This is a genomic window from Mycobacterium syngnathidarum (genome assembly GCF_001942625.1).
Classification (GTDB): domain Bacteria; phylum Actinomycetota; class Actinomycetes; order Mycobacteriales; family Mycobacteriaceae; genus Mycobacterium; species Mycobacterium syngnathidarum.
Genome location: NZ_MLCL01000062.1, coordinates 230,927 through 251,958, shown reverse-complemented (window position 1 = coordinate 251,958; position 21,032 = coordinate 230,927). Strand labels below are relative to the sequence as shown.

The 21,032-nt window shown below is 66.0% G+C and carries 17 protein-coding genes; 8 read left to right on the top strand and 9 right to left on the bottom strand.

Annotation, left to right across the window (positions count from 1 at the left end):
* The first annotated feature begins 56 nt into the window (after positions 1 to 56).
* Together sucC and sucD are read left to right on the top strand one after the other, a co-directional pair.
* Positions 57 to 1,220: an ADP-forming succinate--CoA ligase subunit beta gene (gene sucC / locus BKG60_RS16790; RefSeq protein WP_070189175.1), complete on the top strand. Its 1,164-nt coding sequence runs from the start codon at positions 57 to 59 to the stop codon at positions 1,218 to 1,220.
* 14 nt (positions 1,221 to 1,234) lie between these two features.
* A complete protein-coding gene (gene sucD / locus BKG60_RS16785; protein ID WP_070944854.1) occupies positions 1,235 to 2,131 on the top strand; it encodes a succinate--CoA ligase subunit alpha in 897 nt (298 codons plus the stop codon).
* A 68-nt stretch (positions 2,132 to 2,199) separates the two neighbouring features.
* Here the strand turns inward: sucD and BKG60_RS16780 are convergent, their stop codons facing one another.
* The 4 genes from BKG60_RS16780 to BKG60_RS16765 are packed head-to-tail and all read right to left on the bottom strand — an operon-like array spanning position 2,200 to position 6,972.
* On the bottom strand, positions 2,200 to 4,068 hold the full coding sequence (locus BKG60_RS16780) for a S9 family peptidase (protein WP_070944855.1): 1,869 nt from the start codon (positions 4,066 to 4,068) through the stop codon (positions 2,200 to 2,202).
* Between the two features lie 40 nt (positions 4,069 to 4,108).
* Positions 4,109 to 4,723: a TetR/AcrR family transcriptional regulator gene (locus BKG60_RS16775; RefSeq protein ID WP_120764951.1), complete on the bottom strand. Its 615-nt coding sequence runs from the start codon at positions 4,721 to 4,723 to the stop codon at positions 4,109 to 4,111.
* A 59-nt stretch (positions 4,724 to 4,782) separates the two neighbouring features.
* Entirely contained in the window at positions 4,783 to 5,856 is a 1,074-nt protein-coding gene (locus BKG60_RS16770) for a MarR family transcriptional regulator (RefSeq protein WP_070944856.1), read from the bottom strand.
* A gap of 3 nt (positions 5,857 to 5,859) precedes the next feature.
* On the bottom strand, positions 5,860 to 6,972 hold the full coding sequence (locus BKG60_RS16765; RefSeq protein WP_070944900.1) for an ATP-binding protein: 1,113 nt from the start codon (positions 6,970 to 6,972) through the stop codon (positions 5,860 to 5,862).
* A gap of 306 nt (positions 6,973 to 7,278) precedes the next feature.
* Between BKG60_RS16765 and BKG60_RS16760 the strand changes: the two genes are divergently transcribed.
* Entirely contained in the window at positions 7,279 to 8,805 is a 1,527-nt protein-coding gene (locus BKG60_RS16760; protein WP_075909785.1) for an acetyl-CoA acetyltransferase, read from the top strand.
* Positions 8,806 to 8,830: 25 nt separating this feature from the next.
* On the opposite strand, the gene BKG60_RS16755 is transcribed toward BKG60_RS16760, so the two are convergent.
* Complete coding sequence (locus tag BKG60_RS16755) at positions 8,831 to 9,727, bottom strand: dioxygenase family protein (RefSeq protein WP_239252151.1); 897 nt, start codon at positions 9,725 to 9,727, stop codon at positions 8,831 to 8,833.
* 153 nt (positions 9,728 to 9,880) lie between these two features.
* Positions 9,881 to 10,729: an LLM class F420-dependent oxidoreductase gene (locus BKG60_RS16750; RefSeq protein ID WP_070189171.1), complete on the bottom strand. Its 849-nt coding sequence runs from the start codon at positions 10,727 to 10,729 to the stop codon at positions 9,881 to 9,883.
* A gap of 141 nt (positions 10,730 to 10,870) precedes the next feature.
* On the opposite strand from BKG60_RS16750, the gene sfnG reads away from it, so the two are divergent.
* The 5 genes from sfnG (at position 10,871) to purH (ending at position 16,805) form a co-directional block, all read left to right on the top strand.
* Positions 10,871 to 12,001 carry a dimethylsulfone monooxygenase SfnG gene (sfnG, locus tag BKG60_RS16745; protein ID WP_070944857.1) on the top strand — a complete coding sequence of 377 codons (1,131 nt, stop codon included), beginning with the start codon at positions 10,871 to 10,873 and terminating at the stop codon, positions 11,999 to 12,001.
* Between the two features lie 134 nt (positions 12,002 to 12,135).
* On the top strand, positions 12,136 to 13,023 hold the full coding sequence (locus tag BKG60_RS16740; protein WP_070189169.1) for a DUF5336 domain-containing protein: 888 nt from the start codon (positions 12,136 to 12,138) through the stop codon (positions 13,021 to 13,023).
* 60 nt (positions 13,024 to 13,083) lie between these two features.
* The gene (locus BKG60_RS16735; protein WP_070944858.1) at positions 13,084 to 14,601 is read left to right on the top strand and encodes a cell division protein PerM; all 1,518 of its coding nucleotides are present in this window, start codon (positions 13,084 to 13,086) and stop codon (positions 14,599 to 14,601) included.
* 9 nt (positions 14,602 to 14,610) lie between these two features.
* The gene (gene purN, locus BKG60_RS16730; protein ID WP_070944859.1) at positions 14,611 to 15,240 is read left to right on the top strand and encodes a phosphoribosylglycinamide formyltransferase; all 630 of its coding nucleotides are present in this window, start codon (positions 14,611 to 14,613) and stop codon (positions 15,238 to 15,240) included.
* A complete protein-coding gene (purH, locus tag BKG60_RS16725) occupies positions 15,237 to 16,805 on the top strand; it encodes a bifunctional phosphoribosylaminoimidazolecarboxamide formyltransferase/IMP cyclohydrolase (RefSeq protein WP_070944860.1) in 1,569 nt (522 codons plus the stop codon). The genes purN and purH overlap by 4 nt, the downstream gene beginning before the upstream one ends.
* A 145-nt stretch (positions 16,806 to 16,950) precedes the next feature.
* Here the strand turns inward: purH and BKG60_RS16720 are convergent, their stop codons facing one another.
* The 3 genes from BKG60_RS16720 to BKG60_RS16710 all read right to left on the bottom strand — a co-directional run bounded on the left by BKG60_RS16720 (position 16,951) and on the right by BKG60_RS16710 (position 21,007).
* Positions 16,951 to 17,811: a hypothetical protein gene (locus BKG60_RS16720; RefSeq protein ID WP_070944861.1), complete on the bottom strand. Its 861-nt coding sequence runs from the start codon at positions 17,809 to 17,811 to the stop codon at positions 16,951 to 16,953.
* Positions 17,812 to 18,097: 286 nt separating this feature from the next.
* Positions 18,098 to 19,111 carry an alpha/beta hydrolase gene (locus BKG60_RS16715; RefSeq protein WP_070944862.1) on the bottom strand — a complete coding sequence of 338 codons (1,014 nt, stop codon included), beginning with the start codon at positions 19,109 to 19,111 and terminating at the stop codon, positions 18,098 to 18,100.
* Between the two features lie 36 nt (positions 19,112 to 19,147).
* Complete coding sequence (locus BKG60_RS16710) at positions 19,148 to 21,007, bottom strand: LpqN/LpqT family lipoprotein (protein ID WP_070944863.1); 1,860 nt, start codon at positions 21,005 to 21,007, stop codon at positions 19,148 to 19,150.
* Between the last annotated feature and the right edge of the window lie 25 nt (positions 21,008 to 21,032).

Below are 21,032 nucleotides of genomic sequence, written 5' to 3'. Positions count from 1 at the left end.
CAGCTTCGAAGCGCGCTAGAAGCCAAGCAGACAGACAACGCCTATCTAGGAAGCACATGGATCTCTTCGAATATCAGGCGAAAGAGCTGTTCGCCAAGCACAACGTCCCCACGACTCCGGGCCGGGTGACCGACTCGGCAGAGGACGCCAAGGCGATCGCCACCGAAATCGGCAAGCCTGTGATGATCAAGGCGCAGGTGAAGGTCGGCGGCCGCGGCAAGGCCGGCGGCGTGAAGTACGCGGCCACCCCTGAGGACGCCCTGACCCACGCCCAGAACATCCTCGGTCTCGACATCAAGGGCCACGTCGTCAAAAAGTTGCTGGTGGCCGAAGCGAGCGACATCGCCGAGGAGTACTACATCTCCTTCTTGCTCGATCGCGCCAACCGCACCTACCTCGCCATGTGCTCGGTTGAGGGCGGCGTGGAGATCGAGGAAGTCGCCGCCACCAAGCCCGAGCGGCTGGCCAAGGTGCCCGTCGACGCGGTCAAGGGTGTCGACCTTGCCTTCGCCCGGTCGATCGCCGAGCAGGGTCACCTGCCCGCCGAGGTGCTCGACGCCGCAGCGGTCACCATCCAGAAGCTGTGGGAGGTGTTCGTCAAGGAGGACGCCACCCTGGTTGAGGTCAACCCGCTGGTGCGCACGCCCGACGACCAGATCCTGGCGCTGGACGGCAAGGTCACCCTCGATGCCAACGCCGACTTCCGTCAGCCCGGCCACGCCGAGTTCGAGGACAAGGACGCCACCGATCCCCTCGAGCTCAAGGCCAAGGAGAACGACCTCAACTACGTCAAGCTCGACGGCGCGGTCGGCATCATCGGTAACGGTGCCGGTCTGGTCATGTCGACGCTGGACGTGGTCGCCTACGCCGGTGAGAAGCACGGCGGCGTGAAGCCGGCCAACTTCCTCGACATCGGCGGCGGCGCATCGGCATCCGTGATGGCCGCGGGTCTGGACGTCATCCTGAACGACAGCCAGGTCAAGAGCGTGTTCGTCAACGTGTTCGGCGGCATCACCGCGTGTGACGCGGTGGCCAACGGCATCGTGCAGGCGCTGCAGATCCTCGGTGACGAGGCCAACAAGCCGCTGGTCGTCCGCCTGGACGGCAACAACGTCGAAGAGGGCCGTCGCATCCTGGCCGAGGCCAACCACCCGCTGGTGATCCAGGCCGACACCATGGACGCCGGTGCCGACAAGGCCGCCGAGCTGGCGAATAAGTAAGGGAGCCAACCAGAATGTCTATCTTCCTGAACAAGGATTCCAAGGTCATCGTCCAGGGCATCACCGGCGGTGAGGGCACCAAGCACACCGCCCTGATGCTCAAGGCCGGCACCCAGATCGTCGGTGGCGTCAACGCGCGCAAGGCCGGCACCAAGGTCGAGCACGTGGACAAAGATGGTGCGGCAATCCAACTCCCGGTGTTCGCATCGGTGGCCGAGGCCATGAAGGAGACCGGCGCCGACGTGTCGATCGCCTTCGTGCCGCCGGCCTTCTCCAAGGACGCGATCATCGAGGCCATCGACGCCGAGATCCCGCTGCTGGTGGTCATCACCGAGGGGATCCCGGTGCAGGACAGCGCCTATGCGTGGGCCTACAACGTCGAGAAGGGCAAGAAGACCCGGATCATCGGCCCCAACTGCCCGGGCATCATCACCCCCGGTGAGTCGCTGGTCGGCATCACGCCGAACAACATCACCGGCAAGGGCCCGATCGGCCTGGTGTCGAAGTCGGGCACGCTGACCTACCAGATGATGTATGAGCTGCGCGATTTCGGCTTCTCCACCGCCATCGGCATCGGCGGCGACCCGGTCATCGGCACCACCCACATCGACGCCATCGAGGCGTTCGAGAAGGACCCCGAGACCAAGGTCATCGTGATGATCGGTGAGATCGGTGGCGACGCCGAAGAGCGTGCCGCCGACTACATCAAGGCCAATGTCACCAAGCCGGTCGTCGGCTACGTCGCGGGCTTCACGGCTCCGGAGGGCAAGACCATGGGCCACGCCGGCGCCATCGTGTCGGGCTCGTCGGGCACCGCCGCGGCCAAGAAGGAGGCCCTGGAGGCCGCCGGCGTGAAGGTCGGCAAGACACCGTCCGAGACCGCCAAGCTGGCTCGCGAGCTGCTCAGCTAGTTCCCGCGAGAAGACGCAAAACCGCACCTTTTCAGGCGAGAAGGTGCGGTTTTGCGTCTGGTGGGCAGTTACACGCGACCGCCCAGATGCTCGGCGAGGAACCGCTCGACCGCGTGATACATGTCAATCTGGTTGTCCGGGTTGAGGAATCCGTGCCCCTCGTCCTCCTTCACCAGGTATTCGACCTCGACACCACGCTCGCGCAGGGCTTCGACCAGGTTGTCTGATTCGGCCTGGACCACGCGAGAGTCGTTGGCGCCCTGGACCACCAGCAGTGGAGTGCGGATCTGATCGACGCGCGTGATGGGGGAGCGGGCCAGCATGTCGGCCTCTTGCACCGGGTCGTTGTGATCCCCCACGTACAGGTGCCAGTTGGTGGCCAGGAACGGCCGTGCCACGTTCGGTAGCGTGCGCATGAAGTTGGCCAGGTTCGAGATGCCCACGTAGTCAATGGCCGCGGCAAATACGTCCGGGGTGAACGTCACGCCGACCAACGCGGCGTATCCCCCGTAGGAGCCACCGAAGATCGCCACCTTGTCGCGGTCGGCATAGCCCTGTTTGACGGCCCAGTCCACCGCGTCGATCAGGTCGTCGTGCATCTTGCCGGCGAATTCACCGATCGCGGCCTTGGTGAAGGCCTTGCCGTAGCCGGTCGAGCCGCGAAAGTTGACCTGCAGCACCGCATATCCGCGGTTTGCCAGCATCTGAACGTCGGGCTGAAAGCCCCAGCAATCCCGCGACCACGGACCGCCGTGTACCAGCAGCACCAGCGGCAGGTCGGTGGGCTCGACCCCGACGGGCAGCGTCTGGTACGCGTGCAGCTCCAGTCCGTCGCGCGCGGTGATGGTTACCGGCGTCATCGGTGCCAATGAATCTGAATTCAGATTCGGATATGGCCGGAACAGCAGCCGGCTCTCGCCGGTGGCGTGGTCGTAGAAGTAGGTGACCCACGGATCGCGGTCGTGGCTGAAGTTGACCACCCAACGCCGCCCGCTGTCGTCAGAGGAGACGCCACCGAGGTCGCCGTCGGACAGTTTGGTCAGATTCTCCAGCACCGCAGCGAAATTCGGGTCGAGGGCGTGAATGACCTGCCGGTCGCCGTAGTAGCGGGCACCGAGCAGTTCGCCGGTGCTCTCACTGAGGATCAGCGGTGACGGCAACACCATCTGGGCGGCCAGATCGTAGGTCGGGTGACTGTCCACCTCCGTCTCCGCGCCCGTGGCGACGTCGATGCCGACCAGACGGGTCCGGTCGGTGCCAGTGTTGGCGCCCAACCAGATACCGGTGCCATCGGGCGTGACGATGATCGGGTAGATGCCCAGCGGATAGTCGGTTCCGTCGAAGGTGGTGATGGTCCGCAGATTGTTGGTCTCCGGATCCCATTGCGACACCTCGACATCGCCCTCAGCCGTTAGGGTCGAGCTGAACAGTTCGCCGGTCCGGCTGGACAGCCAGCTGACCACGTTGCCCGGATTCTGGGCGAGCAGCGCGAGCTCGCCGGTGGCGATGTCGAGTTCGTACACGTCGAACAGTTCCGGTGTGCGGTTGTTGATCTGGATGACGGCCTTGCCGGGGCGGCCCTTGGGTAGCTCCAGTACGGTTCGGGTGCCGGGGAACGGGGTGAGGTCGACTGCCGCGGCGTCCGGGTTGTCCAGGTCGACGCGGAAGACGTGCCAGTTCTCGTCACCGCCGCTGTCCTGCAGGTAGAGCAGCCATCGGGGGTTGTCGGTCCAGTGGTAGATGTAGACGCTGCGGGTCTCGTCGGCGGTGACACAGCGTGGCGGGGCGTCCCCGTCGAGATCCTCGACCCACACGTTGAGGCGGTTCTTCCACGGCGCCAGGTAGGCGATCTTGGTGCCGTCCGGTGAGATTCTGGCGGCTGTGCGCTCGGGCGGGCTGAAGAACTCCTCTACCGAGATCAGCTCGGGTAACGCCATTGCGATCCTTTCGGGTTTGCGGGCAAGCTCTTTCGGCCGTTCAGGAGGTGACGGGTCCGCCGAGCCGCCCGTTGGTGGCATCGCGGATCGCGCGGTCGATGAGCGCGAGCGCTTGTTCTTCGGTGACTTTCCTGCCCTCGACGATCACCGCCAGGCTGACGTCTTCGTCGACGACGCGGAACGCGCCGGTGACGGCCGCAGCGCACAGGCGCACGGTGAGGTCGTCGGCGGGCAGGTGCAACCGGTCGGCGATCACCGGGATGAAGCCCTGCTCCATCCGGTCGTGCACCATCAAATACGAGGTCCGCAGAGCGGGCTCGGACGAAGTCATGGTGGCGATGCGCATCGCGCTGATCTCGTCCTCGACGTCCTGTGGTGTCAACGGATGTGAAATGCCGTCGGCGGCAAGGTGTTCAGCCAATGACAGCCCGTGCGTCCACCGGTTGAGGATGTCGATGAATCGGTCCGCGGATTTGGCCAGCACCGGTTCGACGCAACTTTCCTTGGCGCGGAAATAGCGCCAGATGGTGCGAGTGGAAAGCCCTGCTGCCGAGGCGATGTCGTCACCGCTGGTGCCGGCGACGCCGCGCTCCCAGAACAGCTTGCAGGCGTGTCGTGACACCTCCAGACGCGCCTGGTCCTGCCGTTCGCTGATTACCCTCACCTCCCTGTCACTTAGTGACAGCTCCAATGTGTCACTAAGTGACAGCCTCGTCAAGGCGTGGGAACGATGCCTCGCTCGCGGTACCGTACGACGTGGCGCAGCAGGGGGTCGTCCAGGTCGTAGTAGGTGACGCGGCGGTCGGCTTCCGATTTCGCAGCTACCACCCACCGGGTGTTGGCGAGCCGGCCCAGGGCGGCCGACGCAGTCTGGTTCGAAACCCCCACGGCTGCAGCGAGATCGGACACGGTGCGGGAACCGTCGCCGCGCGCGAGTTCGACTACCAGGCGTTGCTCGCCGGTCGGCAACTGCCAGAGCCGCTGCTGATACGACGGCGCGATCCGGTCCATCAGCGCGGCCACCACCGGCGTCAACGCCTGCAGCGCAGGGACGTCGGCGGTGTCGGCGATGATGTGCCACAACCGTGGGGAACCGCTGATGAGTCGGTCGATGGCGGCGATCCGGTGTTGACCTTCGGGGGAGCGGACGTAGGCAGACAACTCCTCGTTGGCGCGAGCGACGATCTCGCCGCCCTCGCTGGCCGTCAGGGCCGGCAACTCCTCGACGATGAACGAGCCATACCACGGATGTGAGCGCGACGCGACAGTCCGGAACAGGGCGGGTGCGGTCGCGAAAAGTGTGACGGCTGTCGATGTTTCGACCCACGCTCGCAGGCTGCCCTGGCCGGCTGTGCCGATGGCGGCGAAAACCCGGTCCAGGTTTTCGGCGGCCACCAGGATCATCCGGCCGTCGGCGTGGTCGAGAATGGCCCGCTCCAGCGCGACCACGTCGTTGCGCAGGTCCGACGCATTGGGGTGGTGTGGCCGGATGAGCTCGACCAGAAGATCGCCGTAGCTGCCGATGGCCAGGGAGTCTTCCGGAAGGATCAGTGGCAGTGTGCGTTTCGCTGTTTCGCGGTCCGAGAGTGCGCGGTACAACACGAGGTGCAGCGTGTGTGTCTTACCGCTGCCATGTGGTCCGAGCAGCAGCGTGTGCGGACGCGAGCCGTCGCGGACCGCGCCGGTGATCCGGTCGGTCAGCCGCGACAGCAGGGCCGCCCGTCCGACGGTGTGGGCGTCGAGCTCGTCGGGATCGACTGCCGCCGGGGAGAACAGCGGAATGCTCATCGCTCATCGCCTCATGGCCAGCCACGCCGATTGCACCAAACCCGATGCGAAGCAATCGTCGTCGCCGGCCCGGCGCAGATAGTGATCTTGTTCGAGGCGTTCGATGAACGACACCAGTTGGTCGCGGTCGTGGATCGGGGAGCCCTCGGACTGGAGGAGGTGCGCTGCGGCGTCGACGCTCAACGGATGCGGGGCGTGCGCGTAGATGTCGAGCAGATTGGCGATGGCTGCGGCGTCGTCCCCGTAGTAGTTGCGCAACCGGTCCCGGTAGTGCCGCAGGTCCCACGGGTCGTGCGGGTCGATGATGGCGGCACGCAGCAATGCGGGTATCTGGTCGGGACGCGTCGGCACCGCCTGCATGGAGGCAGCGACCAGATGCTGGATGTAGTACGGCACGTTTTCGGCTGCGGTCGCAATGGATTCGGCGACCAGGTGCCGATCGGTGGTGGCGGCCTGCGCACCCAGTAGCAGGCATTCGGCCAGATAGGTGGCGTGGTCATGGCGGATCGGTCCGACGGTGACTTTGCGGATGTCATTCACGGAGCTCAGCGCGTCTTCTGAAACATGGTGAAAGCCAATCGATCCCGAAAGCACCGTGGCGAGGCGACCGGTGTGATCCTGTCTGAATCGTCGCAGCAGATGCAGGAATGCGTCACCGCCGCCGGGGTTTTCCCGTTCCAAGTTGCGGGCCAGCACGGTGACCTCGTCGATGAACAGCACCAGCGGTCCGCGCTCGGCACGGGCGACCGCACGCTGCAGCAGATCGTCGAGGGCGGCCTCGGCCCGGGTGCGCTCGAAGCGGACCGGTCCGGTGACGAAGGCGACCTTCCAGCGTTCCACCTCCTGGCGCAGTGCGTTGTCGATGCGGCCGAGCTCGCCGGCCAGTGCGGTGACGAACTCGGCATAGGTCTGGCGTTCCGCGCTGACCGACACCACCGTCAGCCCCTGCTGGCGGGCGGTATGCGCGACGAGGCGTGCCAGCGATGTCTTGCCGTGCCGTCGGTCCCCGACCAGGGCGGCTCCGCCGTCGGGCAGGCTGGCGAGGATCTCCTGCTCCTCGCGGACCCGGCCGACGACGTTCGCCGGCGGCACGATACCGCCCACGACCAGGGACATTGGGCGGACCGGCCAGGTCATGAAGCAATTCTACGTCTAGGTTGATGTACGTCAATATAAATGTACGTCAGATTGGGCGTTTATCGTCGGCGCGCCGTTTTCTGCACCAGGGTCGCGGCGCCACGCTCTGGGCGACCCTGCAGTAGGAAACGGCGGCGCATTCACCACTAGGACCCCGGCTCCCGCGGGGTGAGACCACGAAACCGTGGTGCTAGGCGGCCGCTGATGAGGGCGATATGCACCGATTTCCCTCGCCAAACCCCGATCGGTTAGCCTCACGAATTAACATCCGTCAAGGAGATTGTCATGGTCGATCCGCGCACCCCCGTCATCGTCGGCGTCGGACAGTTCACCGAACGCATCGACCTCGAGGGATATCGCGGTATGTCCTCGGTCGAGCTGGCCACGGAGGCGGCCAAGGCGGCCCTGCACGACACCGGCGCCGATACCGCCGCCGTGGCGCAGGCCATCGATACCGTGGCGGGCACGCGGCAGTTCGAGATCTCCGGCCCGCAGTCGGCGACCCTGGGCGTATCCAACAACTACCCGCGTTCGGTGGCGCGCAACGTCGGCGCCGAGCCGGCCCGCGCGATCCTCGAAGTGATCGGCGGTCAGAGCCCCCAGCATCTCGTCACCGAGTTTTCTGCGGCCATCGCGGCCGGCGAGGCCCAGGTGGTGTTGCTGTTCGGCTCGGAGAACACCTCCACGCTGCGGCACTTCTCCAAGCGCGACGACAAGCCGGATCACTCCGAATCCATCGACGGTCAGTTCGAGGACCGCGGCTATGGGTACGACGGCATCTTCGACGAGTACACCGTCAAGCACGGGCTGATCGGCGCTCCGGTGCAGTACGGCCTGCTGGAGAACGCCCGCCGGGCGCGGCAGAAACTGTCCGTTGCCGAGTATCGACAGGCGATGGCCGAGCTATTCGCGCCGTTCTCCAAAGTGGCAGCCAAGAACCCGTATTCGTCGTCTCCGGCGGAGCGTTCGGCCGAGGAACTGGCCACGGTTACCGAGAGCAATCGGATGATCTGTGATCCGTACCCGCGCCTGATGGTGGCGCGCGATCAGGTCAACCAGGGTGCGGCGGTACTGCTGATGTCGGTTGAGTCTGCCCGGAAACTCGGTGTGCCCGAGGAGAAGTGGGTGTATCTACGTGGGCATGCCGACATGAAAGAGATCAAGCTGCTGGAGCGGGCTGAACTCGGCTACAGCGATGCTGCCGTGATCGCGGTGAGCGAGGCGCTGCGGGTCGCGGGCATCACTCTCGACGACGTCGCGGCGTTCGACCTGTACAGCTGCTTCCCGTTCCCGGTGTTCAACATCTGCGACGGCACCGGCTTGGCCACCGACGACGAACGCGGCCTGACCCTCACCGGTGGTCTGCCGTTCTTCGGGAGGCCGGGCAACAATTACTCGATGCACGGTATCGCCGAGGCTGTCAATGAAATGAGGGACAAGCCAGGACAATTCGCACTTGTCGGCGGAAATGGCGGCATCGCGAGCAAGTACTCGGTCGGCATCTACTCGACCGAGCCCGCCGATTGGCTGGCCGACAACAGCGCCGCGTTGCAGGACGAGTTCAACACCCAAGAGCGCATCGCGATCACCGAAAAAGCTGACGGGCCGGCCACTGTCGAGACATATACGGTCCGCTACGACTGGACACCGCGAACCGGCATTGTCATCGGCCGTCTGGATTCCGACGGCAGCCGTTTCTTTGCGACGACCACCGACGAGGCGCTGCTGGAACTGCTCACCGACGGCGAGCCATTGGGCGCGTCGATCGTGGTGCAGTCCGGCGAGAAGCGGAATACCGCGACGCTGGCGTAGTGGCGACCGCGCCCGGCTGAGGCTCTCAGCGCGGAGGTGGTCCAGCCGGCCCACCTGGAGGTGGCACCGCGGGCCGGCCGAATCCGGTGTCCTGGGCAATGTTTGATTCGCGATCCGCTACGCCGATGGTGATGGCGACGTCCATACCCGTCTGCGGCGAACCAGTGACGCTGGCCAGCTCGGCGTCCCAGCCGTCGCCGAAGACTCCGTCGGTGTCCAAAGACAGCTGCGCGATGTTCGCGATGCTCTCGGCGTAACCGTCGTCGTAGTCGAACACGGCCGAGCACGTCTCGGCCGGCAGCGCAATCTGAGACGTCAGCCGGGCATCCGAGCCGGCGACGGCTGTCTCGAGTGAGTCGAAAACCTCGAAGTGAATGTGGGGCCAGCGTCCCGGATAGCAGGCCGGGAAGATCGTCTGGAACGTCACGCGCCCGTTGTCGTCGGCCACCTGTACACCGCGCAGATAGTTCTGCTCGGTGGCCCCTTCGGAGTACAGCGAATACCGGCCCTCGCGATCGCACTGCCATACGTAGACGGCCATGCCGGTCCCGGCGGCGCCGTCCTTGACCAGGTCCTGCATCGTCATGGACAACGTCACCGGAACTCCTTGTGCGGTACCGCTGTAAGACCCGAAGCTGGATGTGATGTCGTGACGCACGATGCCGGATTCGATCAGCACGTTGGGCCCGTTGGAGCCGTCGCCGGGGTAGGGGCCCTGGGTTTCCTGCGGCGCTGCCTGGACCACCGTGGTGCTGGCCACCGAGTCTTGCGCCGGGTCCGCAGAACGCGAGCTGCACCCGGCCGCGATGGCTGTCGCGCCCACACCGAGGCCGGCACCCAGCATCCGTAGTGCGCGTCGGCGGGAGATCACCGCGATGTCGTGGGTCAGACCGAGGTCGTGTTCTTCGATGTGGTGCTTCACCTGCCCGAGCCTGCTACTTCAGGCTATGCCCAGCTTCTGTGCCGTATTTGAATCAGCTATGGCGTTCCGGATCGACCGCGAGATCTACGGCCAGGGTCGTTCCCGTCGAGCTAGTACGACCCTGGCGTAGCTCTCGGTGCGCACCGGCCGCGATCAGACCAGCGACGCCAACTTGCCGGCGAGCCGCTCGACGTACGCCGACACCTCGGCCTCGGACTTGTCCGGCAGGCCGAACAGCACCTCGGTGACGCCCAGTTCGCGCCAGTGCGCGAGCTTGTCGGGGTCGGGCTTGAAATCCAGCGCGACGATCTGGGGTGCACCGTCGCGTCCGGCCGCGGCCCAGGTGTCCTGCAGCAGCTTGACGGGCTCATCAATGTCGAAGTCGCGGGGCGTGGTGATCCAGCCGTCAGCGGACTTGGAGATCCACTTGAAGTTCTTCTCGGTGCCGGCGGCGCCGACCAACACGGGGATGTGGGACTGCACGGGCTTGGGCCAGGCCCACGACGGCCCGAAGTTCACGAATTCGCCTTCGTAGGAGGCCTCTTCCTCGGTCCACAGCGCACGCATGGCTTCCAGGTATTCGCGCAGCATGGTGCGGCGCCGGCCCGGGGGCACGTTGTGATCGGCGAGTTCGTCGGTGTTCCAACCGAATCCGACGCCCAAGCTGACCCTGCCGCCCGACAGATGGTCCAAGGTTGCGATGGACTTGGCCAGGGTGATCGGGTCGTGCTCGACGGGCAGTGCGACGGCCGTCGACAGCCGCACCCGTGAGGTGACCGCGCAGGCGGTGCCCAGCGACACCCAGGGATCGAGGGTGCGCATGTAGCGGTCGTCGGGCAGTGACTCGTCACCGGTGGTGGGGTGTGCGGCCTCGCGCTTGATCGGGATATGGGTGTGCTCGGGCACGTAGAACGTGGTGAAGCCGTGATCGTCGGCCAGCTTGGCGGCCTTGGCCGGGGCGATGCCGCGGTCACTGGTGAAGAGAACAAGCCCATAGTCCATGACCAGAATTAGAACGTGTTTCAGTCCGAGTAGCAAGACGGTCCGTCTCGTTGGACGTGTCCGGACGGGGAAAGGGGAAAGAAAACTTCACCGCGAGCGATACCCGCGACGGGCGTCCACACGTTTGCTGGGATCTCCGACATGACGACTGAACGCATCGCCGACCACGTCAAGTTCGCCTACTGGGTGCCCAATGTCAGCGGCGGCCTGGTCACCAGCGACATCGAGCAGCGCACCGACTGGAACTACGAGTACAACAAGAAGCTCGCGCAGACCGCCGAGAACAACGGCTTCGAGTACGCGCTGAGCCAGGTTCGCTATGAGGCCAGTTACGGTGCCGAGTATCAGCACGAGTCGACGAGTTTCAGCCTCGCGCTGTTGCTGGCCACCGAACGGCTCAAAGTCATCGCCGCGATCCATCCCGGCCTGTGGCAGCCGGCGGTGCTGGCCAAGCTCGGGGCCACCGCCGACCATCTCAGCAATGGCCGCTTTGCCGTCAACGTCGTCTCCGGCTGGTTCAAAGACGAGTTCACCCACCTGGGCGAGCCCTGGCTCGAACATGACGAGCGCTACCGGCGCAGCGCCGAGTTCCTGCAGGTGCTGCGCAAGATATGGACCGAGGACGACGTGGATTTCCGCGGCGACTTCTACCGGATCCACGACTTCACCCTCAAGCCCAAGCCGCTCAACACGCCGGAACGCCCCAACCCCGAGCTGTTCCAGGGCGGCAACTCGACGGCGGCGCGGCGCAACGGCGGAAACTACGCGGACTGGTACTTCTCCAACGGCAAAGACTTCGACGGCATCACCGAACAGGTCATCGAGGTGCGCGACCACGCCCGCAGCGCCGGCCGTGAGGTGAAGGTGGGGCTGAACGGCTTCATCATCGCCCGCGACACGGAGAAAGAAGCAAAGGAAATCCTGCGCGAGATTGTCGCCAAGGCCAACAAGCCTGCCGTCGAAGGCTTCCGCAGTGCAGTCCAACAGGCAGGTAACTCCACCGGGGACCGGAAGGGCATGTGGGCAGACTCCAGCTTCGAGGACCTCGTGCAGTACAACGACGGCTTCCGCACACAGCTGATCGGAACGCCTGAACAGATCGCCGAACGCATTGCCGCATACCGCAAACGTGGCGTGGACCTCATCCTGGGCGGGTTCCTACATTTCCAAGAGGAAATCGAGTACTTCGGCGCCAAGGTGCTGCCGCTCGTCCGCGAAATCGAGTCCGCCGAAACGGATTCCGCAGACGCACCTGTGCTGGTATCAGCTTGAGACCTGCCCGACATCAAACACGAGCGTCCCGCACCCGGTTGGGTGCGCTAGCGTGGAAGCTCGAATCGCTCACGTGGTCGGTATTCATGCCTGCGTGAACACACGTCGCGAAGCTCGATAGCACAGGAGAGGTCATGACCTACCCGCCCAGTAATCCCGGATACCCGCCGCAGTCGGGTTCGCAGTTCGACGCAACTCAGCAGTTCGCCAAGGCTGCCCCCGCTCCTGTGCCCGCCGCACCGGCCGGTGCGGAACCCGGCGAGAACAAGTTGCCCGAGATCCTGCTGGCCGTCGTAGCCGTTGCCGGCCTGCTCGTCTACCTGTTGAGGTTCGGCCCGCTGCTGGACTTGAGCGGACTCGCCGGTGGTGGACAGGTCGTCTCCAACGGAGACCTGACGGGCTGGACGATCGACGCCGCGGTGCTGGCCGGGCTGGTGGCCGGTGTCTCGCTGCTGCCCAAGCAGAAGAACTGGACCGCAATCGCCGCGGTCATCTCGACGTTCTCCTTGCTGTCGGCGATCTACTTCACGATTGAGTTGAGCGCCGTGCTCGACTGGGGTTTCTACGCCATCCTCGTCCTGGTTCTGGTGCAGGCCGGTGCCGCGATTACCGCTCTCCTGTTCGAGGCGGGCGTCATCACGCCGCCCGCGCCGAAGCCGCAGTTCGATCAGCAGCCCCACTACGGCCAGTACGGGGGCCCGTCGCAGTACTACGGTCAGCAGCACCAGCCTCAGCCCTACCAGCAGGCTCAGCGCCCCGGATACCCGGCGCAGTACGGTGGTTACTCCGGCGCTCCGAACACCGGTGGCTTTCCCGTTCAGGCGCCGCAGGGCCAGCAGGCTGCGCAGGGTCAGCAAGGGCAGCAGCCGAGCGGCCCGCCGACCCCTCCGACCGGCTACCCCACCTACGGCCAGCCGCAGCAGCAACAGCAGTCGGGTTCGTCGGCGCCCACCACTGCCTTCCCGGCCGAGCAGCAGGCACAGCAGTCGCCTTCACAGCAATCTGGCCCTGCGTCGTCGTAAGCTGATCGGCGCGTGCGCTTCCCGCGCACGCGCCGATCATTGCGAGGAGCAGCCCAGCAAGTGAGTAACCGGCCAGTCGGCACCCGCCAGGCACGTGAGTTGCTCCGGGTCGCGTTCGGGCCGTCGGTTGTCGCGTTGGTGGTCATCGCCGCGGTTGTGCTGTTGCAGCTGCTGATCGCCAACAGCGACATGACCGGTGCATTCGGTGCGATCGCCAGCATGTGGCTGGGCGTGCATCAGGTGCCGGTGTCGATCGGCGGGCGTGAGCTCGGGGTGATGCCCCTGCTGCCCGTCCTGGCGATGATCTGGGGCACTGCGCGCACCACGGCAGCGGCCACCGCCCCCAATTCTTCCTGGCTCGTCACCCGATGGGTGGTCGGCTCAGCCCTGGGCGGCCCGATCCTGATCGCCGCCATCCTGTTGGCCGTCATCCATGACGCCGCTTCGGTGATCAGCGAACTCCAGACTCCCAGCGCCCTGCGCGCGTTCTTCAGCGTGCTGGTCGTGCATGCCATCGGTGCGCTCATCGGCGTGGGATCGAAGGTCGGGCCACGCGCTTTGACCACGTCTCGGGCCGCCTCCCCACTGCCGACCTGGCTGCCCGAGGCGTTGCGGGCTGCGATCGCCGGCGTGCTGGCCCTTTTCGGGCTTTCCGGGGTGGTGACGGGCGTATCGCTGGTGGTGCACTGGTCGACGATGCACGACCTGTTCGCGATCACCGACAGCGTGTTCGGCCAGCTCAGTCTGACCTTGTTGTCGATCCTCTACATCCCGAATGTGATCGTCGGCGCGTCGGCGATCGCGGTCGGATCCAGTGCCCATGTCGGGCTGGCCGCCTTCAGCTCATTCACCGTGTTCGGCGGTGACATCCCCGCGGTGCCGGTGCTGGCCGCGGTGCCCACGCCGCCGTTGGGGCCGATCTGGGTGGCGCTGCTGATCGTGGGGGCGGCGTCGGCGGTCGCGTTGGGCCAGCAGTGTGCGCGGCGTCCGCTGCCGATCGGGCCTGCCACCGGCAAGTTGCTGGTGGCCTCGATGCTGGCAGCGCTGACGATGGCTCTGCTCGGCTACGCAGGTGGCGGGCGGCTGGGCAATTTCGGCGATGTCGGGGTGGACCAGGCGACGTTCGCGCCGGCCGCGTTCCTGTGGTTCGCAGGCATCGGCGGGCTGACGGTCGCAATGTCCGGCGGCCTGACGCGCAAACCTCGGCCGGTCGCGGCGCCCGAGCCGGTTGCCGAGCCACAACCTGAACCTGAACCTGAACCCGAGGCGGAAGAAGAAGCCGAGGACGCCGAGCTCGAGTACGTCGACGTGGATCCAGAACCTGAGCTCGAACCTGACCAGCCGCTCGTGTCATGGTCGGCCGACGAGCCCGCGACGGATGAGCCCGAGGTCACCGAAGCCGCGCCCGCCGAGTACGTCGACAGGTACGTCGAATACGACGATATGCAGGAAACCGTCCAAGAGGCCCGCCCCCGGAGCTACGACGACCTCGACGACGATCCCGAGGACCACTTCATCGTCGACGACATCTCCGATGACCCGGTGACCGGCGACAACCCCCGCAACGCGGGCGACTAGGCTGCTCGCGTGCAGCAACCGTTACATGTGCCCCCGAGCGCCCCGGCACGGCTGGTAGTGCTGGCTTCGGGGACAGGGTCGTTGCTCGCCTCGCTACTGGCCGCGGCCGGTGACGACTATCCGGCACGTGTGGTTGCGGTCGGAACCGACCGCAACTGTGCCGCCCTGGACATCGCGGCAAGCGCGGGCGTGCCGTCCTACACCGTGCGGCTGGGTGATCATCCCGATCGCGAAGCGTGGGATGCCGCGCTCACCGCAGCCACCGCCGAACACGAGCCGGACCTGGTGGTCTCGGCCGGGTTCATGAAAATTCTGGGCGGCCAGTTCCTTTCCGGTTTCCCCGGCCGCGTCGTCAACACCCATCCGGCGTTGCTGCCCGCGTTCCCCGGGGCGCATGCGGTGCCCGAGGCGTTGGCGTATGGCGTGCGGGTGACGGGCTGCACGGTGCACCTCGTGGACTCCGGTATGGATACCGGGCCGATTCTGGCCCAGCAGGCCGTCGAGGTGCTCGATGATGACACCGAAGAGACATTGCATGAGCGCATCAAAGTGGTCGAACGGCGACTGCTGGTGGATGTGCTGGCCGCGCTGGCAACCCGCGGCGTGACCTGGACTGGACGAAAGGCGACCATAGGGTGAGCGAGAAGAAACCGATCCGGCGCGCGCTGATCAGTGTCTACGACAAGACCGGCCTGGCCGATCTGGCCCGCGGCCTGCACGAGGCGGGCGTGGCCATCGTCTCCACCGGGTCGACCGCCAAAACCATTGCTGCCGCAGGTGTTCCGGTTACCCCGGTGGAAGATGTGACGGGGTTCCCCGAGGTGCTCGACGGGCGGGTCAAGACCCTGCACCCGCGGGTGCATGCCGGTCTCTTGGCCGATACCCGCAAGGCCGAACACGTCGCCGCGCTGGCCGAGCTCGAGGTCGAGGCGTTCGAACTCGTGGTGGTGAATCTGTATCCGTTCTCCGAGACCGTGGAGTCCGGAGCGTCGGTGGACGAGTGTGTCGAGCAGATCGACATCGGCGGGCCGTCGATGGTGCGTGCGGCCGCCAAGAACCATCCGAGTGTGGCCGTGGTGGTGGATCCGCTGGGCTATGACGGTGTGCTGGCCGCGGTCCGGGCCGGCGGCTTCACCCTGGACGAGCGGAAGAAGTTGGCGTCGTTGGCATTCCGGCACACCGCCGAGTACGACGTCGCTGTGGCGTCCTGGATGGGTTCGACCCTGGCTCCCTCGGACGATTCAGTGCCCGCGTCTTTGCCGCAGTGGTTCGGCGGGACCTGGCACCGCAGCGCGGTGTTGCGCTACGGCGAGAATCCGCACCAGCAGGCCGCGGTGTATCGCGACGACTCGGCCTGGCCCGGACTGGCCCAGGCCGAGCAGTTGCACGGCAAGGAGATGTCGTACAACAACTACACCGATGCCGACGCGGCGTGGCGGGCGGCGTTCGACCACGAAGAGATCTGCGTGGCGATCATCAAGCACGCCAACCCGTGTGGCATCGCGATCTCCTCGGAATCGGTAGCCGACGCGCACCGCAAAGCGCACGAGTGCGACCCGCTGAGCGCGTTCGGCGGCGTCATCGCCTCCAACACCGAGGTCAGTGTCGAGATGGCCGAGACTGTCGCCGACATCTTCACCGAGGTCATCATCGCCCCCGCGTATGAGGCCGGCGCAGTCGAGATCCTGGCCCGCAAGAAGAACATTCGCATCCTGGTGGCCTCCGAGCCCCTGGTCGGTGGCATCGAGTTGCGCCAGATCAGCGGCGGGATGCTGCTGCAGCAGCGCGATGCGCTGGATGCCGAGGGCGACGATCCGGCGAACTGGACCCTGGCCACCGGCGACCCGGCTGACCCGCAGACGCTCAGCGATCTGGTGTTCGCCTGGCGGGCCTGCCGCGCGGTGAAGTCCAACGCGATCGTGATCGCCAAGGATGGCGCCACCGTGGGTGTCGGTATGGGACAGGTGAATCGCGTCGACGCGGCCGGGCTGGCCGTGCAGCGCGCGGGTGACCGCGTGACCGGCTCGGTGGGCGCCTCCGACGCGTTCTTCCCATTCCCCGACGGCCTGGAGACGCTGACCAATGCCGGCGTCAAGGCGATCGTTCACCCGGGTGGATCGGTGCGTGACGCCGAGGTGACGGCCGCCGCCGAGTCTGCGGGCATCACGTTGTACCTCACGGGTGCAAGGCATTTCGCACACTAATTTTCGCCGGGCCGTGTGCTGCTGCGCCGTTTTCTACATGAGGGTTGTCGATCGCGAGGTGTGACGACCCTGGGGTAGAAAGCGGTGAGCAGCCGCGTCCAGGTTTTCGGCGCTTTCTACGTGTGGGCTGCCGCCACCCCTGCGATCACGACCCCGCGGTGGAAAACGGTGAGGCACCGCGCCGAGCGAATGCCTCGCGAACCCGGTGCAGGATGAATCCCTTGGAGTGTTCAGCGACGACGCGGATGTTGATCCAGCCTTCGCATTCGATGAATTCGCTGCGGCCGATGTCATGCACATACCGCGGTCGATCCGTGGCATGGTGCTTGCCTTCGTAGTCCAGGCCTACCTTGACGTCGTCATAGCCCATGTCGATGAAGGCCTCGTTGAATCCGTCGCTCACCCGGATCTGCGTGCGCGGGCGTCGGACCCCCGCGTCAATGAGGAGTAGCCGCAACCAGGTTTCCCGCGGAGATTGCCCGCCCGCATCCATCAGGTCGAGGGCTGTTCGGGCACTTCGGATTCCGCGTAGCCCGCGATAGCGAGCCGCCAATTCGAGTACTTGTTCGGCTTCGACACCCGTCGCGATGGCCAATGCGTCGAGGTGGGCGACCGCCTCGTCACGGGGAAGAAAGCGGGCCAGGTCGAGCGCTGTGCGCAGGGGCGTGGTGACGCTGAAATCGCCCATGCGACAGATCTCGTCGTCCTTGAAGCGTTCCTCGCGCACGATGACGCCGGGCCGGCGACGGCCGTGCTCGGTGATCAGTTCCACCGGGGCGTCGTCGTCGACCCACAGCGCGCCGTGCAGAGCAGCGGCTGCCCGTCCGGCGATGATGCCGCGACGACCGGTCCACAGCCATGCGGCCATGGTGTTGTCTGCCAGCGTCGGGACCGAGCCCTTCGGTAGATAGACACGTGGATGCGCCGCGGCGTAACGCCATCGCAGCTGCCCTCGGGTGAGGACTCCTGCCGCGATCGCCTCGGGTCCGATGAATGGAGCGTCCATGGTCACCGATGGTCGGCGGCATGGCCGACGGATTGACGGCACCTACACGGGATTCAGCCGAGGCTGGGGATGAACCGTGTGCTGTGGATGGCACGGCGCGTCGCCGTTATCTACCGCTGGGTCGTGACTCCACGCGATCAACAACCCTGAGGTAGAAACCGGCGCAGCCCTTCGCGGCGGCGGCGCACTGCTTTCTACCCTGGGGTCGCTAAACCACGCGAACTACAACCCAGAAGTAGGAATCGGCGCAGAGTTAGGGGCGAGGCAAGCCGCGCGAGGCAAGCCCCTACGCGCTCGCCTCGTCTTCGATCTCGGCGGTCGCGTATGCGATGAACGAGGTGATCTCGTCGACCGCGTGGCGCGCATCGGGGTTGATGTCGAAACTCAGCTGGAACATGTGCATTGCCCTGTCCCACACCTGAACCCACGCCGGAACACCACTGGCGTGGAGCTTGTCGGCGAGTGCGAAGGCGTCGTTGAGCAGCATCTCGTGAGTGCCGACTTGGAGCAGAAACGGGCCGAGGCCGTGCAGGTCTGCCTCGGGTGGCATCACCGGTGCGGGCCGGGTTCCGTTGACGGTGGCGAACACGTCGTAGATGAATTTCACCGTCATGAACGGGAACATCACGTCTTTGTGTTCTTGCAGCGCACGGTATTTCAGGTCCATGTCGGACGAGGTCAACGGTGACAGCAGTACCTGCCCGGCGGGAACGGGTAATCCGGCGTCCCGCGCTGCCAGTGCGGTACCGGCTGCCATGAGTCCGCCGGCCGAATCGCCGGCCAGCACAATCCGACCGGGCTCGAAACCGAGCGACAATGCCAGTCGGTAGCCGTCGAGTCCGTCGGCGACGGCATCGTCGATGTCGGCCTGTGGGGCCAGTCGGTAGCCGACGTTGAGCACGCGCGCCCCGGTGCTGGCGGACAGTTTCGACACGAAGCGGCGGTGCGAGTTCAGGCCGAGGGTCACCAAGGCCGAACCGTGCAGGTACACGATCACCACATCGGAGTCGCGGGCCTCGGGGGCGACCACCCATTCGGCCGGGCAGTTGGGCAGTGCCACGGGCGTCACGTCGGTACCGGGCAGCGGCTTGATAACCCGCAGGGGCCGGTCGATGACGTCGAGATGCGCGCGCTGCAGCAGCGCGGGAGCGACGCGGTTGATGCCCAGCCCGATCAGGGTCAGCAGACCCAGCAATGGGCGGACGAAGATCGCGGTGGTCCAGCCGAGTGCCCTGGACTGCAGGGATGCGGGACCGAAGTGCACGGTGGTTGGCCGGCTGCGCCAATCGAGCGAATTCACGGTACTCAGGGTACTGGGTACCTGAAATTGCCTGACTCAGGGCATGGTGATGGTGGCCTGGGCCTCGATCGCCTTGTTGATGTCGGTCAACGCCGTCTTGTCGCGTTCGGTGGCATCGGCGTTGATCTGCAGCACATAGGCGGTGCCGGGTGCCCGGATCACGACGGTGGTCTGGGTGATCGCGCGACGCTGGTTGCCCTTGGCGTAGGTGCCGGCCAGGTGCACCGTGGGGAACCCGCTGATGTTCCCGCGGGTGACTTCGCCGGTCGGCTTGTAGTCGGCCAGGTTCTGCAACTCGTTGGGGGCGTACTCGAGCAGCTTGTCGGGGTCGACGTCACCGGTCAGCTTGGAGATCAGAGAGACGACGGATGGCGGCTCGGTCGGGTTGACCGGGTCGTTCACGATCGCCGAATACGCCCAGGCGGGGGTCCGCGGACCGGCGTCGATCCATCCGGGCGGGGTCGGCATGGTGAACACCGGCGCACCCGGATCGCCGCGGTGGACCGGTGTTTCGACGATGCCGCTCTGCTTGATGTAGTCGGCGATGGTGAAGGCGTGCCCTGGCGGCTTGGGCGTGGTCGAGGTGTCTGCGGCGGACGTATCCGTGGCAACCGCGGAGGTGGTCTCGCCGCCGCCCGCGGTGTCGTTGTCGCCACCGGAGGTCACGGCCATCGTGATGCCGCCGACCAGCAGAACCACTGCGCCGATCACGCCGGCCACCAGCAGCAGGTTGCGCCGGTTGTTCGGCTTCTTCGGGATCGGGTTGTGCGGCAGCGGGGGCGGCCCGAAGTTGGTCTGCGGCGGCCCGACCGGGCCGGCCGGCCCACCTAGGTTCTGCATCCCGGTGGGGTTGCCCGCCGCAACGGGTTGGCGGGAGGAGATTTCGTTGCCGGCCCAGGATGAGGTGAACACCGGAGGCTCCGCCGGGGCCGCGGGCCGCGGGGTCGACGGCGGCGGAGGCGCGGTCGGTGCGTTCGCCGGGTTCGGGATGATCAGCGGAGTGGTCGGCGGAGCCGGCTCGTGGGCCGGTGCCGGGGTGCGCACCTCGGGCGTGGTGCCGGTGGCTGCTTCGGCGAGTGCGACGGCGAAGTCGTGGCAGGTGTCGTACCGGTCCTTGGCGTCCTTCGAGAGCGCCTTGGCCATCACCGAATCGAACACGGCCAGTTCGGGTTTCGTGTCGGCGAGCTTGGGTGGCGGTGAGTTCAGGTGGTGGCTGATCACCACAGCGGGATTGCTGTGGGCAAACGGTGGGGTGCCGGTGAACAGCCGGTAGGCGGTGGCGGCCAGCGAGTACTGGTCGGCGCGACCGTCGAGGGGCTGGCCCATCAGCTGCTCGGGCGCGGTGTAGGACATCGAACCCACGGTGATGTTGGTCGAGGTGAGTCCGTTGACCTCGTCGGCGCGGCGCGCGATGCCGAAGTCGGTCAGCATGATGCGGCGCTTGGCACCTTGTTTGCTGGTGAGCAGGATGTTGGCGGGCTTGACATCACGGTGCAGCAGCTTGCGCTGATGCGCGTAGTCCAGTGCGTCGCCGACGGCGGTGACAACCTCGATGACGTCTTCGGCCGGCATGCCCTTGGGGTACTGGTCGTGCAGCAGCTTGGCGGCGTCGTGTCCGTCGACGTAGTCCATCGAGATCCACAGCCGGCCCTCGAACTCGCCGCGGTCGTGCACGCCGACGATGTGTGGATGCCAGAGGGTGGCGGCCATGTCGGCCTCGCGGATGAACCGCTGCCGGAATTCGTTGTCCGAGCTGACGCTGATGGGCAGCACTTTCAGCGCGTCCTCACGGGGCAACCGCGGGTGGGACGCCAGATATACCTCGCCCATGCCACCAGTGCCCACCAACTTCACGATGGTGAACCCTGCGAATTCCTGACCGCTAGCCAACGGCATGGAGCGCAGACTACCGGTCGCGACG

Bases quoted from the DNA above. Each gene is read 5' to 3' on its own strand.
- sucC (WP_070189175.1), top strand. From the start codon at position 57: ATGGATCTCTTCGAATATCAGGCGAAAGAGCTGTTCGCCAAGCACAAC.
- sucD (WP_070944854.1), top strand. From the start codon at position 1,235: ATGTCTATCTTCCTGAACAAGGATTCCAAGGTCATCGTCCAGGGCATC.
- BKG60_RS16780 (WP_070944855.1), bottom strand. From the start codon at position 4,068: ATGGCGTTACCCGAGCTGATCTCGGTAGAGGAGTTCTTCAGCCCGCCC.
- BKG60_RS16770 (WP_070944856.1), bottom strand. From the start codon at position 5,856: ATGAGCATTCCGCTGTTCTCCCCGGCGGCAGTCGATCCCGACGAGCTC.
- BKG60_RS16765 (WP_070944900.1), bottom strand. From the start codon at position 6,972: ATGTCCCTGGTCGTGGGCGGTATCGTGCCGCCGGCGAACGTCGTCGGC.
- BKG60_RS16760 (WP_075909785.1), top strand. From the start codon at position 7,279: ATGGTCGATCCGCGCACCCCCGTCATCGTCGGCGTCGGACAGTTCACC.
- BKG60_RS16750 (WP_070189171.1), bottom strand. From the start codon at position 10,729: ATGGACTATGGGCTTGTTCTCTTCACCAGTGACCGCGGCATCGCCCCG.
- sfnG (WP_070944857.1), top strand. From the start codon at position 10,871: ATGACGACTGAACGCATCGCCGACCACGTCAAGTTCGCCTACTGGGTG.
- BKG60_RS16740 (WP_070189169.1), top strand. From the start codon at position 12,136: ATGACCTACCCGCCCAGTAATCCCGGATACCCGCCGCAGTCGGGTTCG.
- BKG60_RS16720 (WP_070944861.1), bottom strand. From the start codon at position 17,811: ATGGACGCTCCATTCATCGGACCCGAGGCGATCGCGGCAGGAGTCCTC.
- BKG60_RS16710 (WP_070944863.1), bottom strand. From the start codon at position 21,007: ATGCCGTTGGCTAGCGGTCAGGAATTCGCAGGGTTCACCATCGTGAAG.